14 protein-coding genes are annotated in these 16,266 nt (G+C 47.5%); 1 reads left to right on the top strand and 13 read right to left on the bottom strand.

Annotated features, from left to right (window positions below):
• Positions 1-4: 4 nt before the first annotated feature.
• The 9 genes from rnr to WMO65_RS07265 all read right to left on the bottom strand — a co-directional run bounded on the left by rnr (position 5) and on the right by WMO65_RS07265 (position 10,961).
• Positions 5-2,197 carry a ribonuclease R gene (gene rnr / locus WMO65_RS07305; RefSeq protein ID WP_103731384.1) on the bottom strand — a complete coding sequence of 731 codons (2,193 nt, stop codon included), beginning with the start codon at positions 2,195-2,197 and terminating at the stop codon, positions 5-7.
• 112 nt (positions 2,198-2,309) lie between these two features.
• Complete coding sequence (secG, locus tag WMO65_RS07300) at positions 2,310-2,546, bottom strand: preprotein translocase subunit SecG (RefSeq protein ID WP_018596465.1); 237 nt, start codon at positions 2,544-2,546, stop codon at positions 2,310-2,312.
• Positions 2,547-2,734: 188 nt separating this feature from the next.
• A complete protein-coding gene (gene eno / locus WMO65_RS07295; protein ID WP_033141141.1) occupies positions 2,735-4,054 on the bottom strand; it encodes a phosphopyruvate hydratase in 1,320 nt (439 codons plus the stop codon).
• Between the two features lie 85 nt (positions 4,055-4,139).
• On the bottom strand, positions 4,140-4,832 hold the full coding sequence (locus WMO65_RS07290; protein ID WP_052099417.1) for a TasA family protein: 693 nt from the start codon (positions 4,830-4,832) through the stop codon (positions 4,140-4,142).
• On the bottom strand, positions 4,807-5,304 hold the full coding sequence (locus WMO65_RS07285) for a signal peptidase I (protein ID WP_187370623.1): 498 nt from the start codon (positions 5,302-5,304) through the stop codon (positions 4,807-4,809). Before WMO65_RS07285 ends, WMO65_RS07290 begins: the two co-directional genes overlap by 26 nt.
• On the bottom strand, positions 5,301-5,960 hold the full coding sequence (locus WMO65_RS07280; protein ID WP_148392958.1) for a hypothetical protein: 660 nt from the start codon (positions 5,958-5,960) through the stop codon (positions 5,301-5,303). The genes WMO65_RS07285 and WMO65_RS07280 overlap by 4 nt, the downstream gene beginning before the upstream one ends.
• A complete protein-coding gene (locus WMO65_RS07275) occupies positions 5,957-6,538 on the bottom strand; it encodes a hypothetical protein (RefSeq protein ID WP_148392959.1) in 582 nt (193 codons plus the stop codon). The genes WMO65_RS07280 and WMO65_RS07275 overlap by 4 nt, the downstream gene beginning before the upstream one ends.
• On the bottom strand, positions 6,531-9,470 hold the full coding sequence (locus tag WMO65_RS07270) for an MSCRAMM family protein (protein WP_187370624.1): 2,940 nt from the start codon (positions 9,468-9,470) through the stop codon (positions 6,531-6,533). Before WMO65_RS07270 ends, WMO65_RS07275 begins: the two co-directional genes overlap by 8 nt.
• A gap of 234 nt (positions 9,471-9,704) precedes the next feature.
• Positions 9,705-10,961, bottom strand: coding sequence for a uroporphyrinogen decarboxylase family protein (locus tag WMO65_RS07265; RefSeq protein ID WP_148392963.1), 1,257 nt, complete (start codon positions 10,959-10,961; stop codon positions 9,705-9,707).
• A gap of 214 nt (positions 10,962-11,175) precedes the next feature.
• Here WMO65_RS07265 and WMO65_RS07260 point away from each other — a divergent pair, with 214 nt between their 5' ends.
• Positions 11,176-12,051, top strand: a complete 876-nt coding sequence (locus WMO65_RS07260) for a helix-turn-helix domain-containing protein (protein WP_033141147.1) — start codon at positions 11,176-11,178, stop codon at positions 12,049-12,051.
• Between the two features lie 119 nt (positions 12,052-12,170).
• Here WMO65_RS07260 and gpmI read toward each other — a convergent pair whose 3' ends face one another.
• The 4 genes from gpmI to WMO65_RS07240 all read right to left on the bottom strand — a co-directional run bounded on the left by gpmI (position 12,171) and on the right by WMO65_RS07240 (position 16,144).
• The gene (gene gpmI, locus WMO65_RS07255) at positions 12,171-13,712 is read right to left on the bottom strand and encodes a 2,3-bisphosphoglycerate-independent phosphoglycerate mutase (protein WP_033141148.1); all 1,542 of its coding nucleotides are present in this window, start codon (positions 13,710-13,712) and stop codon (positions 12,171-12,173) included.
• Between the two features lie 141 nt (positions 13,713-13,853).
• On the bottom strand, positions 13,854-14,594 hold the full coding sequence (locus WMO65_RS07250; protein WP_148392964.1) for an amino acid ABC transporter ATP-binding protein: 741 nt from the start codon (positions 14,592-14,594) through the stop codon (positions 13,854-13,856).
• A complete protein-coding gene (locus WMO65_RS07245; protein WP_033141150.1) occupies positions 14,584-15,279 on the bottom strand; it encodes an amino acid ABC transporter permease in 696 nt (231 codons plus the stop codon). The genes WMO65_RS07250 and WMO65_RS07245 overlap by 11 nt, the downstream gene beginning before the upstream one ends.
• An 85-nt stretch (positions 15,280-15,364) precedes the next feature.
• Positions 15,365-16,144 carry a transporter substrate-binding domain-containing protein gene (locus WMO65_RS07240; protein ID WP_033141151.1) on the bottom strand — a complete coding sequence of 260 codons (780 nt, stop codon included), beginning with the start codon at positions 16,142-16,144 and terminating at the stop codon, positions 15,365-15,367.
• Positions 16,145-16,266: the final 122 nt, after the last annotated feature.

Genomic DNA, 16,266 nt, shown 5'->3' with positions numbered 1-16,266 from the left:
AATTTTAATCCTTTCCTCTCACCATTTCTTCACTTTCCCCGATCACAGGTGAAAAATCCACTGCTTTTGTGACAATATCCGCATTTTCAACCCGCACCTTTACTTTCTGTCCCATGATATATTGTCTTTTTGTCGTTTCGCCGGTCAGGCTGTAATGCTCCCTGTCGAAGATATAGTAGTCATCGGTCAGTGTATTGACATGCACCAGCCCTTCCACTGTATTTGACAGTTCCACGTAAAAGCCCCATTCCATAACGCCGGATATGGTGCCCTCAAAGATTTCGCCCAGATGGGATTCCATGTATTCTGCTTTCTTCATCTTCACAGTTTCCCGCTCCACTTCCTCTGCTCTGCGCTCCAAGGTGCTGGACTGATTGGCAACCGCGTCCAAGAGATCCCCATAATGTTTTTTCTTATCCTGGGTCATTCTTCCATGGATGGTCTCCTTGATGATCCTGTGTATCTGCAGGTCCGGGTATCTCCTGATCGGAGAGGTAAAATGGCAGTAATATCTGGCTGCCAGTCCAAAGTGTCCGCTGCAGTCAGTGGTGTATTTTGCCTGCTTCATGGAGCGCAGAAGCAGCCTGGAAAAGAAAGGTTCACAATCCATTCCCTCGATTTCATCCAGAATCCGCTGCACTTCTTTTGGATGGATCTCCTGCTTTGCCTTTTTCACTTTGATTCCCGTTCCGCGTATCATGGAAAGCACTGCCTCCATCTTCTCCGGGTCCGGATTATCGTGCGTTCTGTACACAAAGGGAATCTCCCTGAAATAATATTCCTCCGCAACCGTCTCATTCGCCAGCAGCATAAAATCTTCGATAATTTCTGTTGCCACATTCTGTTCATAGGGATATATCTCTGTAGGCCTGCCGTTTTCATCCAGCTTTATCTTACTTTCCGGGAAATCAAAGTCAATAGCTCCCCGTTTTCCTCTTTTCTTTCTCAATATCCCTGATAATTCCTGCATAAGGAAAAACATGGGGGCCAGTTCCGCGTATTCCCCGGTAACCTCCTCATCCTCGTGGAGCAGGATTTTTTTCACATTCGTATATGTCATCCTTCTGTCCACATGAATGACAGTCTCTGCGATCTTATGCCCAATCACATTTCCCTTCTTATCAATATCCATGAGACAACTGAGTGCCAGGCGGTCTTCCCCTGCATTCAGGGAACAGATGCCATTGGACAGCTTCTTGGGGAGCATGGGAATGACACGGTCAACCAGGTAGACACTGGTTCCTCTTTTCAGTGCCTCTCTGTCAAGGGCACTGTTGTATTGTACATAATTGCTCACATCGGCAATATGCACGCCCAGATGATAGAACTCTCCCTCTTTCGTAATAGACACCGCATCATCCAGATCCTTTGCATCTTCCCCGTCAATGGTGACCATGGTCCAGTCCCTCAAATCCATGCGTCCGTAATAGTCACCCTCATTGAGGGTTTCCCTGATTCTTTCAGCCTGGTTCAGCACCTTTTCCGGAAACTCCATGGGCAGGTCATAGCTTCTGGCCACAGACATGACATCCACGCCCTTTTCACCCAGATGGCCCAGAATCTCCTTCACCTTTCCCTCCGGGTTTCTGCTTCTGCTGCCGTAACTGCGGATAGCCGCCACTACTTTATCACCGCTGACAGCACCCATGGAGTGTTCCATGGGGATAAAAATATCTTTTGAAAATTTTCTGTTGTCAGGAACCAGGAAGCCAAAGCTGTCACTCTTCTCATATGTGCCGACAACCTCTTTCATTCCGTGTTCCAGTACCTTGACCACTGCGCCTTCCCTGCGCCTTCCGTCTCTTTCCTCTCTCAGGATTCTTACCTGTACGGTATCCTTGTGGAGCGCATCACCGGTGTGTTCCTCGGGGATAAAAATATCCTCGTCTTCACCTTCCACCTCCACAAAGCCGAATCCCTTGGCATTGCCCACAAAGGTTCCTGTCAGATAAAATTCACGTTTTGCTTTGTTTTTCTTCTCATATTCACGGGAAGGTTCCTTTTCCTTCTTCCCGCTCTCTTTTCTCACCGCCTCGTAGCGGCCCCGCTTGTTGATGCTTATTTTTCCTTCCTCCAGCAGCATGTCCAGAGTCTTATGAAGCTCCTCTCTTTTTCCTGCCGGAATCTGTAAGAGCACTGCAAGTTCCTTCGCCCGCATAGGCGTATACTCCTTGCAGCACATGATCTCATACAGCATCTTTTTGCGTTTCTTAACCTGCGCATTTTTTTTCAAATATTTACTCCTAACTAAAGGCGTCTTTCGCCTATAAAAATATGACACCCTTGCGTGACTGCAAGAGTGCCATCTCTTAAAATTTCAGATTCAAAACCAGTGCCAGAACAAAGAATAAAATTCCCATGATCTTAGTGGCTTTAACCAGTGCCCCTTCCATAGAACGGCCCTTGTTTTTACCCCAATAGGTATCAGCCATACCAGCAATTGTGCCAAGTCCCTGAGATTTTCCTTCCTGCATCAGAATAATAACGGTCAACCCAATACAATCAATAACGAATAAAATCGTCAGTACAATTCTCAAAATTTCCATGATTACACCTCCTAATCGTCAAACAAAATTAGTGTATCACAGTATTTCCGAGATTTCAACTGTTTTTAGCGATTTTAGCCTGTTTCTGGAAATATTATAGTTACTGTTCACTGCGTGCCCAGTATCACGCTTCGCGATGCACAGATATGGAACATTCTGCTCTGTATCGCGCCGGATGTCTCGGGATTTTATCTCTCAAATGGTGTCTCATAACAAGCCTGCGCGCCAAGAGAATCCTCAATCCTTAAAAGTCTGTTATATTTTGCTGTACGTTCTGAACGGCAGGGAGCACCTGTTTTGATCTGTCCCGCATTCACTGCAACAGCCAGATCCGCAATAAAAGTATCCTCACTCTCACCGGAGCGGTGGGATATCACTGCCCGATATCCTGCTTTCTGGGCCATTTCCACAGCATCCATAGCCTCTGTCAGAGTGCCGATCTGGTTTACTTTCACCAATATGGCATTTCCCGCGTTTAACTTAATACCGCATTTGAGTCGTTTTACGTTCGTGACAAACAGGTCATCTCCCACAAGCTGCACCTTTTCACCAAGCTCCTGCGTCATGAGCTGCCATCCGTCCCAGTCATCCTCGTGTAAGCCGTCCTCTATCGAGACAATCGGAAATTTATCCAGCAGCTCCTGGTAATATTCTACCATTTCCCTGGAATTTCTCTGTACTTCACTGCCGTTCATCTGGGATTCCCCTGGAAAGTAATAACAGTCTTTTTCCTGGTCATACAGTTCGCTTGCCGCAGCATCCATAGCATAGCAGATCTGTTCCCCCGGTGCATAACCGCACTTTTCCACAGCCTGATTCAGGATCTCAAATACTTCCCCGGCACTGCTCAGATTTGGCGCAAAACCGCCCTCGTCCCCTACTCCTGTGGATAACTCTTTATCCTTCAGTATCTTTTTCAGAGCCTGATAGATTTCTGTACACATGCGCAGACCTTCATGGAAGCTCTCTGTTCCCACCGGCATGATCATAAATTCCTGGAAGTCTACCGTGTTGTCCGCATGTTTTCCTCCGTTTAATATATTCATCATGGGAACCGGCATTCTCTTTGCGTGACATCCGCCGAGATACTGATAAAGAGGAAGCTTCAGGGCTTTGGCAGCCGCTCTCGCCACAGCCAGCGACACACCCAGCACCGCATTGGCACCTATATGCTCCTTGTTGTCGGTTCCGTCTGCTTCCAGAAGGAGATTGTCAATATGACTCTGCCTCAGCGCGTTTTCTCCAAGCACAGCGTCTGCCAGCTTCACATTGACATTGTTCACAGCCTTCTGTACACCAAGGCCTCTATACCTTTTTTCTCCGTCTCTCAGCTCAACTGCCTCAAATCTTCCCGTAGATGCGCCGGAGGGTACGATCGCCCTTCCTGTCACCCCGTCTTTTCCCACTATTCCTTCACCGACTGTCACTTCCACTTCCACAGTCGGATTTCCTCTGGAGTCTAATACTTCTCTGGCGTATACCTTTCGTATTGGTAAATAACGATACATGGCATTACCTCCTGCAATTTCTTCATACAAAACTAGTATTGTCTGGCTCCGGTAAAAATATGCCTTGACAAATTATTTTACGCTGTCAGGATTTATTCTGTGTTTCAAAAATTTTCCAGACGTTTGCAGGGTCCGTCACATCCTTCTCCGTAAGATCCGTAGTCTGAATGGCAAAAGCCTTCAGATCAATATCCGTCGCTGCCTCCTCCATGGCAGTTCCATCCGGCATTTTTTCGCCCTCAATCACATTGGCAAAAGTTACGGAACTGAAAAGCTCCGGTGTTGTGATTCCTTTTGCCAGCGCGGTGCAGGCAGACTCTGTGCCGTATACATATTTGTACTCATGGGCTACCACCACATTACTCTCATTTTTAATGTCTGCCGCATTTCCCATCCTTGTCCAGCCGCTGTTGACGGTCCAGGAATAAAGTTCCGTAAGTGCCTTTGGATTCCTGCTGCCGTCCTGGTTTGCAGTAATGACATCTGCCACCGGCACCTGTACTGTGACAAAGACAAAAGCGTCATTTATCCCCACATTGGTCACCTTAGGATCTTTGATCAGCTTTTTATTGGGCGTGATATCCTGCTTTTCTTTCTCAGGCACAGCGTCCCACTTCGGTTCTGTCAGGGTAATATCCACTTTACCGATGGTTAAATGGTTTTTCACCTGTTCCCTGTCCGTAAAGTACGCCGCCGCACTTCCGGCCAAAAGTATGGCTGCCAGTGCCAGACATAAAAGAAATGCTTGTTTTTTACTCTTCCGTGTTATGTTTCTCATAATACGTTCCTCCTGAAATTTTCACTGTTTTTAATAAAATAAATAAAATCACACTGCCTGTTAAAAAAAATACGGCAAACTCTTCTGCGTTTTTCATAAACGCCTTTCCCACATACGGGACGCTAAACAAAACCTTACCTTTTATCTGGTGTACTCTCACCAAAGCCGCATCCGGCACCGGATTGGCATCCCCCTTTGTCACTATTCCCGCTTCTGTTCTTCGGACGATCCGGTGCAGGACCAATTCTCCGTCATTTCTTTCAAAAGCCAGAATGTCCCCCTGCTGCAGGTGATCGGCATCCGCGCGGAGATTTACCCAGGATATACTTCCCGTTTGAATGGCCGGTTCCATTGATCCGCTGACAACAACAAATGGACGAATACCGAAAATACATAAGGCTATGTTGGCTATCAAAAGCAGACAAAGTACCCAGTACAAGATTTCCCCTATGCGGTAACATGCTTTTTTCATTGTTTTCTCCATTTCCACACCGCATAGGCCGCAGCCGCAGATCCCAGACACAGAACCGCTGTCAAAAAGAGGGCTGTATCATCACCTGTTTTCGGGGAGCGTACTGTGGCTTTTTCTTTTGTCCAGTCTCCATCTCCCACAGCCTCCACAGTTACAACAATATCCAGGCTGTTCTCCGTGTAGTATTTTATGATATTTCCACTGCTGTCATATTTTGTATCCCACGCAGAAGGAATGGTAAAAGAACGGAAGATGTCTGTTTTCTCACCTTTTTTCAGTTTCTTCTCATAGTAATACCAGCCATCCTCCCGCCGTTTCCATTCTTTTGGCATTCCCTTTATCATATCCTCTGTGACGGGCAGCTTCACCTCCTTTCCCATGATCACTTCAATCTTAGCCCGAATCTCACATTCATTCTGCAGATTGGTGACTCTGGGAATCTTTATGATCTCCTGTCCGGGCATAACTGCCTCCAGGTCCTTCCAGGGTACTTCCCGGCCGTTTCTATCCAGGGTGAATTCTTCGAGCCTGATATCCACCTTTCCCCTGGCCTTTTCCAGACCTTCGGCCTTTTCTGCAAGGACAGGGACCGGAAGACTCAATCCTACAAACAGGAGGCAGATGCACAACAGCGGATGATATCTCTTTCTTTTCATACATTCCCCTCCTCTTTCCCTGTTTTTTTGTTCCTGTCAAAATGTTTCCATGCCTCCTGCCAGGCGTCTTTTAAAAACTGGCCCTGCTGGTAAGATTCCGCATAGACACTCAGGGAAAATCCCCGCTTTAACAATTCTTCCGGCGCATCCTCTGACACGGTGATCTGTCTCAGCAGTTCTGTAGTGATCTCTCCCATCTCCAGTGCGCTTTTGTAATAATAGTATCCATCCTCTGACTTTTCCCAGTTTTCTGAATCGATTCCCAGATGCAGATAGGGCAGGATTTCCTCATCATCCATAAGAAGCCTGCACCGTATAAAACAACTGGATTTGCCTTTGTTGGCAATCTGCACGCTTTTTGCTATGACCTCCCCGGGCTTTAACTCATCCGGGGGATGAAATTCCTCTGTGATCTCCAGATTGCTGTCACCCGGTCTGATTCGGTTGCTGCGCGCGTCCTGGTCACTGAAATAAGCACTCCCCACACCCACAGCCAGACCGGCTGCTGTCAGCAGAAGAATCAGCAGCAGCAGTGCCGCGGCTTCCTTCAGCCGTTCTTTTTTTCTGACTTCACTCATGTTCTTCCTTTTCCCTCTTCAAAATAATATTTTCACAGACAGACGTATCTGACCAGTCCTGCCATTCGTCTTTATGGTTGATAAAGACTGCGCGGCCGGCATCGTTTTGGATCAGGTCAAATACCACGGTATCTTCCTTCCTGGTGCCTCCTGTTATTTCTGTAATATCTTCCAGTGAATACCGCATAACTTCCATCTCATATGCCGTGTAGGTACCGGCTGGTAATTCCGTAAATGTGACAGTTTTTCGGATCCTACCATCACTGTTTTTCTCCTGTTCCGTATACTCCCTGGTAAATTCAGCAGTTCCATGCAGAATATGTGTCTTTCCTTCCAGATCCACCCCTTTAACCTCAAACAGAAAAATGGGGTTGCCGTTGGCAAAATTGATCTCATCCGCACGGATCTCTTTTTCCAGAATGAGTTTTACTTTTCTCGGTGTATTCCTGGCCGCAACCTCCAGGGTCTTTCCCGCGGATTCCTTATTTATAGAAAATGCGATCTTCTCATCGGACAGTTCGTATCCCTCCGGCGCAGTCTGCTCAATGAAGAAGTAACTGTTCCATGGTAAATTTTTGACTGTGATACATCCCTTATCATCCGTAGTGTATTCTCCTACTTTTTTGTTTTTACTTGTATAGAGATAAAAAACCGCACCTTTTAAGGTCTTGTCAGACTCTGATGATAATTTCTTCAAAGTCACATTTCCCTTTTTCACAGGCTCCTCTGAGCGGACGCTTTTCCGGTATACGGTCTGATTCAAATCCGTGTTTGTAAAGGTAACCGTATATGTATTTTTATCCAGGTTATATCCTTTTGGCGCGGTAACCTCCCTGACTGTATAAGTTCCTGTAGCAAGCGGTACGCTGGTGGCTTTCCCTGATGTATTTGTGGTCATTTTGTCCACCACGGTCCCTGCTTTATTTTTCACTTCATATACCGCACCGGAAAATTCCGCATTGCCCTGTGGTTTTGTTTCTTCGGTATCCTTGTCCGCTTTTTGAAGATCAATGTAGCAGCTTACCGCCTTTTTGGGAATCTGGGCTGTAACTGTCTTTTTATGTGCCGCGGAACCACCGCCGCCCTCCAGCATGGTCACCATCTGATATTTGGAATTACTGCTTTTATATACCCATCCCGCCAGATACAGGGAATGGTTTCCTGAGATTGTTGCTGTGACCTTGGCCCCTTTTTCCTGCAGCAGCAGATATTGTGTTTTGGGAATCCAGATCCGGAATGCGGACGCATCGCCGCTGTCCTTCCAGATCACGGTGGCACCGTTATCCGCCGTTCCCTTTTTGGATGTAATGTACTCGCTGCAGTCTGTGAGGCCGTCCGACAGGTTCTGGCTGATCCATTTTGTTGTGAAACCGGCCTTGCCGTTATAATCCTGAGCTGTCCAGGTCACACTGGAGTCAGACAATGCGTAGTCAAAATCTCTCCATCCGTCAGCAAACGGTGTGTAATAGGGGGGATGATTTGCATCATTTACCATCTTGTTGATGATGCTGTAGAATTGTTCTTTTTTAGATCCTTTGAGATGATTATAAAGTGTGTTCAGGGAGAATTCCCCGTTGACTATGTGGACAGCATACTGGGTGGCCAGTGCATCATATTTCCATCCGTATCCTGTCCTGTAATTTGGCCACAGGCTCTCTTGGCCCCAGTAGCGGCATCCCCAGTACATAAGATAGGCAATAGACGGTGACACACGCCCTGCTCCATCCCAGGTAATCTGCCCCTCCGGCGCATTGTGCTGATACTGCACACAGTAAAGAAGGCGCCACTTTCCCCGCATATCCTGGTTGTCAGAATCGCTGGAGTCCACATACTTGATCGAGACATTATACGGATCGTCCAGGCTTAAAAGGCCGGGGTCAATGGAACCTAAGGATTCCTGCCATCCCACCTGTATGGTACTGGTGGCCGCACTCCTCAGGTACATATCCGAGATTCTGGAATACTGTCCCGGTATCTGTTCCTCCAACAGCGGCCCGGATGTATCCTGTTCCGGCTGCGCCTCCTGTTCTGGCTGTTCCTCCTGCCCTGGCTGTTCCTCTTGTTCCGGCTGCGCCTCCAGTTCTGGCTGATTACCCTGTTCCGGCTGTGCCTCCTGCCCCGACTGTTCCTCTTGTTCCGGCTGTTTTTCCTGCTCTGGCTGATTACCCTGTTCCGGCTGCTTTTCCGGGTTTTCCTTTTTGTCCTTTTCACCGGGCGTACTGACATCCTCCGGCTGCTTCTGCGCAGAAGCAGAACCTGCAGGCTCTTCCAAACCGTCCGGCTTTTTCTGCCTGCCGGACTCTTTTGCACCTCCTTCAGCCATTAGACTGATCTCGGTTTCCTCACAGCTATCCTGCCCGTTTTTCTGTTTATATCCGGGTTCCAGGTCAGAATTTTCCTGCTCTTGTCTCTTTTGTACATATCCTTTGCCGGATATGTACTGTGTTTTCGGGTGACCGGCAGCTTTGTATATTCCCCGTGCCTCCACACCTGGATCACAGGACATTTCTTTCTGTTCTGCGGATGTACTACAGGCAGGCTTTTCCCCTCGCCCTGTCTCCAGACCGGAAATCTGGCCTGTTCCCGGCATCTGGCCGGATTCCATGTCTTCTTCATAGCCTGATGAGCTCTGATATTCTGTCTTTTCTCCTGTACATCCGTGTAATCCCACTTTTTTGCTGTGATCATTTTCTGCAACCTCCTTCTGAACTGCAGTTTTTTCTGCTCCTATGGACTTCTGTCCATATTCCTGTCCTCCTGACGATTTGGACGGAGGGCCTTTTCCCCCCGCTGCTGTCCCCACAGCCAAACCGTGTGCATCCGTATGCAGCATATCCCTGCCGTTTCCGGCAGAAATTGCCTGTGCACAGACAGCACAGGAAAAAAGGACTGTAAGAAGCCCTGCTGCCAGAACCTTCTTCCATTTTTTCATAAAAACAATGCCCCTTTCCGCTTCAGGGCGCAAAATTCCCCTATAAGGATCTTTTTACCCCTTCTGCTTTTACTTTACATTTGGAAACTTCGGCCGAACGGCCTTTTCAGATTTTCGGAATCGCTCCGAGATTTGATTTGTAGATAAATCATAGCATACGAAATTCATGAAAACAAGACGGAAACTTTCACAAATTCCCGTCTTGTTTTACCCTGCATTTTTGTTGAAATATTATTACCTGTCCCCGTTGAACTCCTTCACAGCCTCAATCATGGCAGCTATATTTTCAATTGGGGTATTGGCCTGTATGTTATGTATGGTATTAAACACATAGCCGCCGTCCTTTGAAAAGATCTCCAGTCTTTCCAGAACCTGTCTGCGCACTTCCTCCGGCCTGCCAAAGGGCAGTACCTGCTGTGTATCCACACCGCCGCCCCAGAATACAATGTCTTTGCCGTATGTATCTTTCAGTGTCTTAGGGTCCATTCCCTCTGCAGAACACTGCACCGGGTTGATGGCGTCGAACCCGCCTTCGATCATATACGGAAGAATGGGGAAAATACCCCCGCAGCAGTGTTTCAGTGTCTTCCACGTTGTGTGCTCATGCACCCAGTCATTCATCTTTTTATAATACGGCATATACAGGTCGCGGAACACTTCCGGGCTCATAAAAGGGCCTCTCTGGGTTCCGAAATCCGTACCGCAGATAAAGAGAATATCAATATCCGAACCAAATGCATCCCAATATTTCTTAAAACTCTCTATGGCAATATCTGTTCCCTTCTCAAAAACCTCTTCCACGTAATCCGGATAGAGAAGGGGCGCCATATACCATTCCTGAATGCTTCTGATTCCCCTGGGATTCTTCAGATTTGGTCCCGGTATATTATTGGCATCCCCAAGGCCAAAATAGCCTGGGCCTACCTGTATGGCCCTCTGTGAGCCTTTCACCTGAGCCAGCACTTTTTTGTGGTAGGCGATCTGTTCATCTGTCACATGGGTATAATCCTCCACGTTGTCATCCGGATTGGCCTCGTCCTCATCAAATTCCGGCGTGCGCGTAAGATTATCAAAGTAAAATCCATTGGCGGGCATGTGGCCGGACGGGGGCAGGGAATTATCTCCCTCCGGATAGACGAAATATCCGCCTTTTCCGTCATCCTTTACCACCGCATTGGAGGGAATCAACACAGTCTCTCCCCGGTATCTCCACTCTTTCCAGTCTGTATTGATATGTCCGTAAGTGTCCCCATAGTTATAAAGCTGCTGTACATCACATCCCAGGCAGTCTGCCAGATCCGGCTCCACAAAGGCTGTCATGGTGGACATGTCATTGATCTTCGGCGGACGGTACTCCAGCCCGTAATATGCCCGCAGATCCTTCAGCACAATGGCATTGATCATGGAACAGCACATTCCCCCAAAATCCACCGGCACTTTATCCGGCTGCCTGTGTTCAAACGCCGCGCGAACTCTCTCTCTTGATGTCATCCTTACCTCTCCTTTCCCGTACTTCAAAAAGTACGTCCCAACATGCGCAGTTTACCCATAATTAACAAATCGTGCGCATACAAAATAGTTTTCTCCCATGTCTCTGTAATTCCGTCTTGCTTGTTTCTAATTCATAATATATACTATTCTTATAGTTTTTTCACTACTCAATCATGCTCATTAATATACATTTTGTGCTGTCAGGAGGCTGCTTATGATATTGGAAAAAATACACGAAGAAGGCATGATACCGGGGGAACGGGGAATCATGAGCAAAAAAGGGATATACTTTCATTCCCCCTCCCCCTTTGCGAAGGAGCATCTCTTCTGCGTATACTGGGGAGCTGAATATCTCTGTGCACCGCCCTACCAGGTCAGCCGAAAGGGTCTGCACTCTTACCTTTTTTTCTGCATTTTGTCAGGGGAACTGCATTTTACATACAGGGATCACTCTTTCACAGCAGCTACCGGGGATATTGTTCTTTTAGACTGTATGTATCCCCACCACTATTACACACCCAAACAGGTAAGGTTCCAGTTTTTTCACTTTGACGGCAACATCACCTCTGACTACTGTGAATATCTCTACCAAAAAGACGGAGCACTGTTCCGTAATAAATCCGAGGCCGCGTTAACTTTCCAGCAGCTTTTGGATCAGCTCCGTCTTCCCCAGCCTGATGACCACCGTCTTTCCGCCCTGGTCCACACCCTGTTCGGTTCTCTGGCTGCCAAAATCCGAAAACCATTAAGCCCCTCCATTCAAAAAGCCTGCCTCTATCTGGAAACCCATTTCCAGGAGCCAGTGACCGTGGAGGACGCTGCCCGCCAGACAGCTCTGAGCAAATACCACTTTTCACGGGTATTCAAGGCCGAAACCGGCTCCTCTCCCCATGAGTACCTGTCCACCCTCCGACTCCGGCGGGCCAGGGAGCTTGTTATGGAGACCACACGCTCCATAGACGCCATCGCCGTGGAATGCGGTTTTTCCAGCACCTCCCACTTTATCCGCGCCTTTAAAAAAGACCTGGATTTCACTCCTGCTGTTTACCGCAAATTCTTCGACCCCTCCGGCTTTCAGAAATCCCCCTGATCCACGTACATCCTGTCCGGAAGACTGTTCCGGTACGGCAAAAAGAGCGCTGTTCCCTCCCGGTTCCTATAACCGTTTTGGGAAACAGCGCCCTTTCTCATTCAGGCATACTGAATCATTTATTTCCTGATCAGCAGAGATTTTCCAGTCATTTCTTTCGGCTGTTCCATCCCCATCATCTCAATCAGTGTAGGTGCAATATCTGCCAGGCATCCGCCTTCTCTCAGACCATAGCAGGGGTCTGCATTGACCAGAATGAACGGCACCGGATTCGTTGTGTGGGCCGTAAAGGTTTCCCCTGTCACATAGTCTTTCAACTGCTCTGCATTTCCGTGGTCCGCACAGATGAACATCTGGCCTCCCACTTCCTTCACAGCGTCCACGGCTCTGCCTACGCACTCATCCACGGCTTCCACTGCTTTGATCGCTGCCTCTTCCACTCCTGTATGGCCTACCATATCAGGGTTGGCAAAGTTGATGATGATCACATCATATTTGTCGGAGCGAATGGCCTCTGTCAGCTTGTCGCAGACTTCATAAGCGCTCATCTCCGGTTTCAGGTCATAAGTAGCAACCTTGGGTGATTTCACCAGGATTCTGTCTTCGCCCTCATTAGGCTCTTCCACACCGCCGTTAAAGAAGAAGGTCACATGCGCATACTTCTCTGTCTCTGCGATACGTGCCTGTTTCATGCCATGGGCAGCCAGGAATTCACCGAATGTATTGCTGATGGCTACCTTATGGAAAGCCACGTCTTTGTTCGGGATAGTCGGGTCATACTCTGTGAAGCATACATAGGTCAGATCCAGTCTCTTCTCTCTTGCGAAACCTGTAAACTCCTCATCACAGAAAGCTCTCGTGATCTCACGCGCCCTGTCAGGACGGAAATTAAAGAAGATGACAGAATCTTTGTCCCTGATGATTCCTACCGGCTGGCCGTCTTTTACAATGGCTGTAGGCTCTACAAATTCGTCAGTCTTCTCTGCCGCATAGGAGTCCTTGACAGCGCATACAGGGCACTCTGCCTGCTTGCCCTCTCCCTTAGTCATAACATTGTAGGCTCTCTCCACACGATCCCAGCGGTTGTCACGGTCCATAGCATAGTAACGTCCCATAACGGATGCCACCTGGCCAACACCCAGCTCTTTCATCTTGTCATTGAGCTCTTTGATATATTCTTTTCCTGCTGTGGTCGGAGTGTCACGTCCGTCCAGGAAGCAGTGTACAAATACTTTGGAAAGACCTTCTCTCTTAGCCAGCTCCAGAATACCATACACATGGGTATTATGGCTGTGCACACCACCGTCAGAAAGAAGTCCGAATAAATGCAGTGCTGAGCCGTTCTCTTTGGCATTGCGTACTGCCTTCAGCAGTGCTTCGTTCCGGAAGAAATCCCCGTCTTCAATCTCTTTTGTAATTCTCGTCAGCTCCTGGTAGACAATACGTCCTGCACCCATGTTCAGGTGACCCACCTCAGAGTTGCCCATCTGTCCTTCCGGAAGGCCCACGGCCATTCCGCTTGCATTGCCTTTTACAAAGGGACACTGGGATTTTAACTGGTCCATAACAGGAGTCTTCGCCTCGCATACAGCGTTTGCCTCACAATTATCATTCAGGCCATATCCATCGAGAATCATTAATACGGTTGGTTTTTTACTCATATTTTCTCTCCTTTATATGTCAAATTCCATTTCTGCATCTCATACCTTTTTCATTTTAACAGAAATCCAGAAATTTTCAATCCTAATTGCAAGATTTGGACGGATTTTGTTAAAAAAATGACAGGGCAGGATGATTTGAATTTATAATACTTTTGACAAAAAGTCCCTTAATCTCTGGTTTTTCGGATTTTCAAAAAATTCCTTTGGTTTGTTTTCCTCCTGGATCTTCCCCTCATCGATGAAGATTACCCTGGAAGCCACCTCTTTGGCAAATCCCATTTCATGAGTCACCACGACCATAGTCATTCCCGACTGTGCCAGTTCCTTCATAAGCTCCAGAACCTCCCCGACCATTTCAGGATCAAGGGCTGATGTAGGCTCGTCAAACAGCATAACATCAGGATTCATTGCCAGAGCTCTTGCGATGGCGATTCTCTGCTTCTGACCTCCGGAGAGCATTTCCGGATATGTGTCAGCCTTCTCCGGCAGCCCAACTCTGGCAAGCAGCTCGTCCGCTTTCTTTGACGCCTCACTCTGTGACATGAGTTTCAGCTTCACAGGCGCAAGCATGATATTTTCCTTCACAGTCATGTTAGGGAAAAGATTAAACTGCTGAAACACCATACCGATTTTCTGGCGATGGCGGTTAATATCCACCTTAGGATCTGTAATATCCGTACCTTCAAAGAGAATACTTCCCCCTGTAGGCACTTCCAGCAGATTCAGGGAGCGGAGAAAAGTGGATTTACCGGATCCGGAAGGTCCAATGACCGCAACCACTTCACCCTGGCGGATATCCGTGGTTATGCCGTCCAGCACTTTATTATCTCCGAAGGCTTTCTCAAGCCCCTGCACTTCCAGTAAAATGTTGTTATCGCTCATTGGTCCTCAACTTCCTTTCCAGCTTATTCATACATGCTGTTAAAATCATAACCAGTATCAAATAAATCAGCGCTGCTGCCAGCAGAGGCAGGAATGCGTTGTAGGTACGGCTCTGGATCAGCATAGCGCCCTTTGTCAAATCCATCATTCCGATGTAGCCCACAATGGAAGTCTCTTTTAAAAGCACGATCATCTCGTTGACCAGTGCCGGAAGTACATTCTTAAATGCCTGCGGCATGACAATGGACTTCATGGTCTGGGAATAATTAAGTCCCAGAGAACGCCCTGCTTCAAACTGTCCCTGATCCACTGACATAATACCGGAACGGACGATCTCCGCCACATAGGCGCCTGAGTTGATACCAAAAGCCAGGCCGCCCACCAGCACAGGGTCCAGAGAAAGGCTGCCGAAAATAACGAAGTTCATGATCAGCAGCTGGATCATGGTTGGTGTTCCGCGGATCACGGTCAGATAAATCTTAAATACGGCGTTTAAAACACCGAAGGAACCGTTTTTATCATGGCTGGAACGCACAATGGCCACCGCAAATCCGATGATGATACCGATGATCACTGCCAGAAGTGTGATGAGCAGAGTATTTTTCAAACCTTCCAGCAGCCACATATACCGGTCATCCTTGATAAAGTTGTTATAAAGCTGTTGTGAAATCCCTAATACACACATTTTTCCACCTGTCTTACTTTCTCCCGCAAGTAAAGCTGCCGGCAGGATTGTCAGCAGCTTTTCTTTTCATGGGTCATCTTTCAACTTATTTCTTTACTATGATTACCTGGCTTGCGTTTGCATACGTGTCTGTAAAATCAACGCTCTCCAGACGTTCTTCGTTTACTGTCATGCCGGCTGCACCGAAGTCTGCCTTTCCGGACTGTACTGCAGGAAGGATGGCGTCAAACTCCATATCGGACACTTCCAGCTCATAACCCAGCTTATCACAGATTGCCTGCGCGATATCCACATCGATACCTACGATAGCCTCACCGTCATGATACTCCCACGGCTCAAACTCCGCGTTGGTAGCCATCACAAGCTTTCCTTTGGAACGATCTGCATCTGCCGGTGATTCATAGGGATTTTTACCCGCCTCATCACCGATATAATTGTTTACTATATCGGAAAGAACACCTTCCTCCTCCAGCTCGCCCAGAGCTTTATTAAATGCATCTTTCAGCTCTGTGTTGCCTTTTTTCATGCTGATGGCATACTGCTCGTCTTCAAACTGGTTCTCAATCATTTTCAGGTCATCATTCAGCTCAACGAACTTCTTGGCCGGCTCTGTATCGATCACCACACAGTCGATCTGGCCTTTTTTCAGCGCCTGGATTGCCTGAGCGCCTTTGTTATAACGCTTTACCTCTTTTGCGCCGATTGACGCCTCTGACACTGTGGTATCACCTGTTGTTCCAAGCTGAACGCCGATAACGGCATCCTTTAAATCCTCTTTTGACTCAATCTTCTTTGTGCTGCTGCCGCATCCTGCCAAAGACAGTACCATGGCAGCAACTAAAGCTGCTGCTGCTAATTTTTTCATTTTTCTCTCTCCTTACGCATTCATTTTTATGCATTTTTAATGTATATTATGTATTTTTATTCAACTGATTAGCATTATATCAGCTTTGCAGGCAAATTTCAACAGAAAAACTGCAAAAACAA

The sequence above is a fragment of the Blautia caccae genome (genome assembly GCF_040095955.1).
GTDB classification, from domain to species: Bacteria; Bacillota; Clostridia; order Lachnospirales; family Lachnospiraceae; genus Blautia; species Blautia celeris.
Note: the sequence above shows the minus strand (reverse complement) of the source record. Positions and strands in the feature narration are given on the sequence as shown.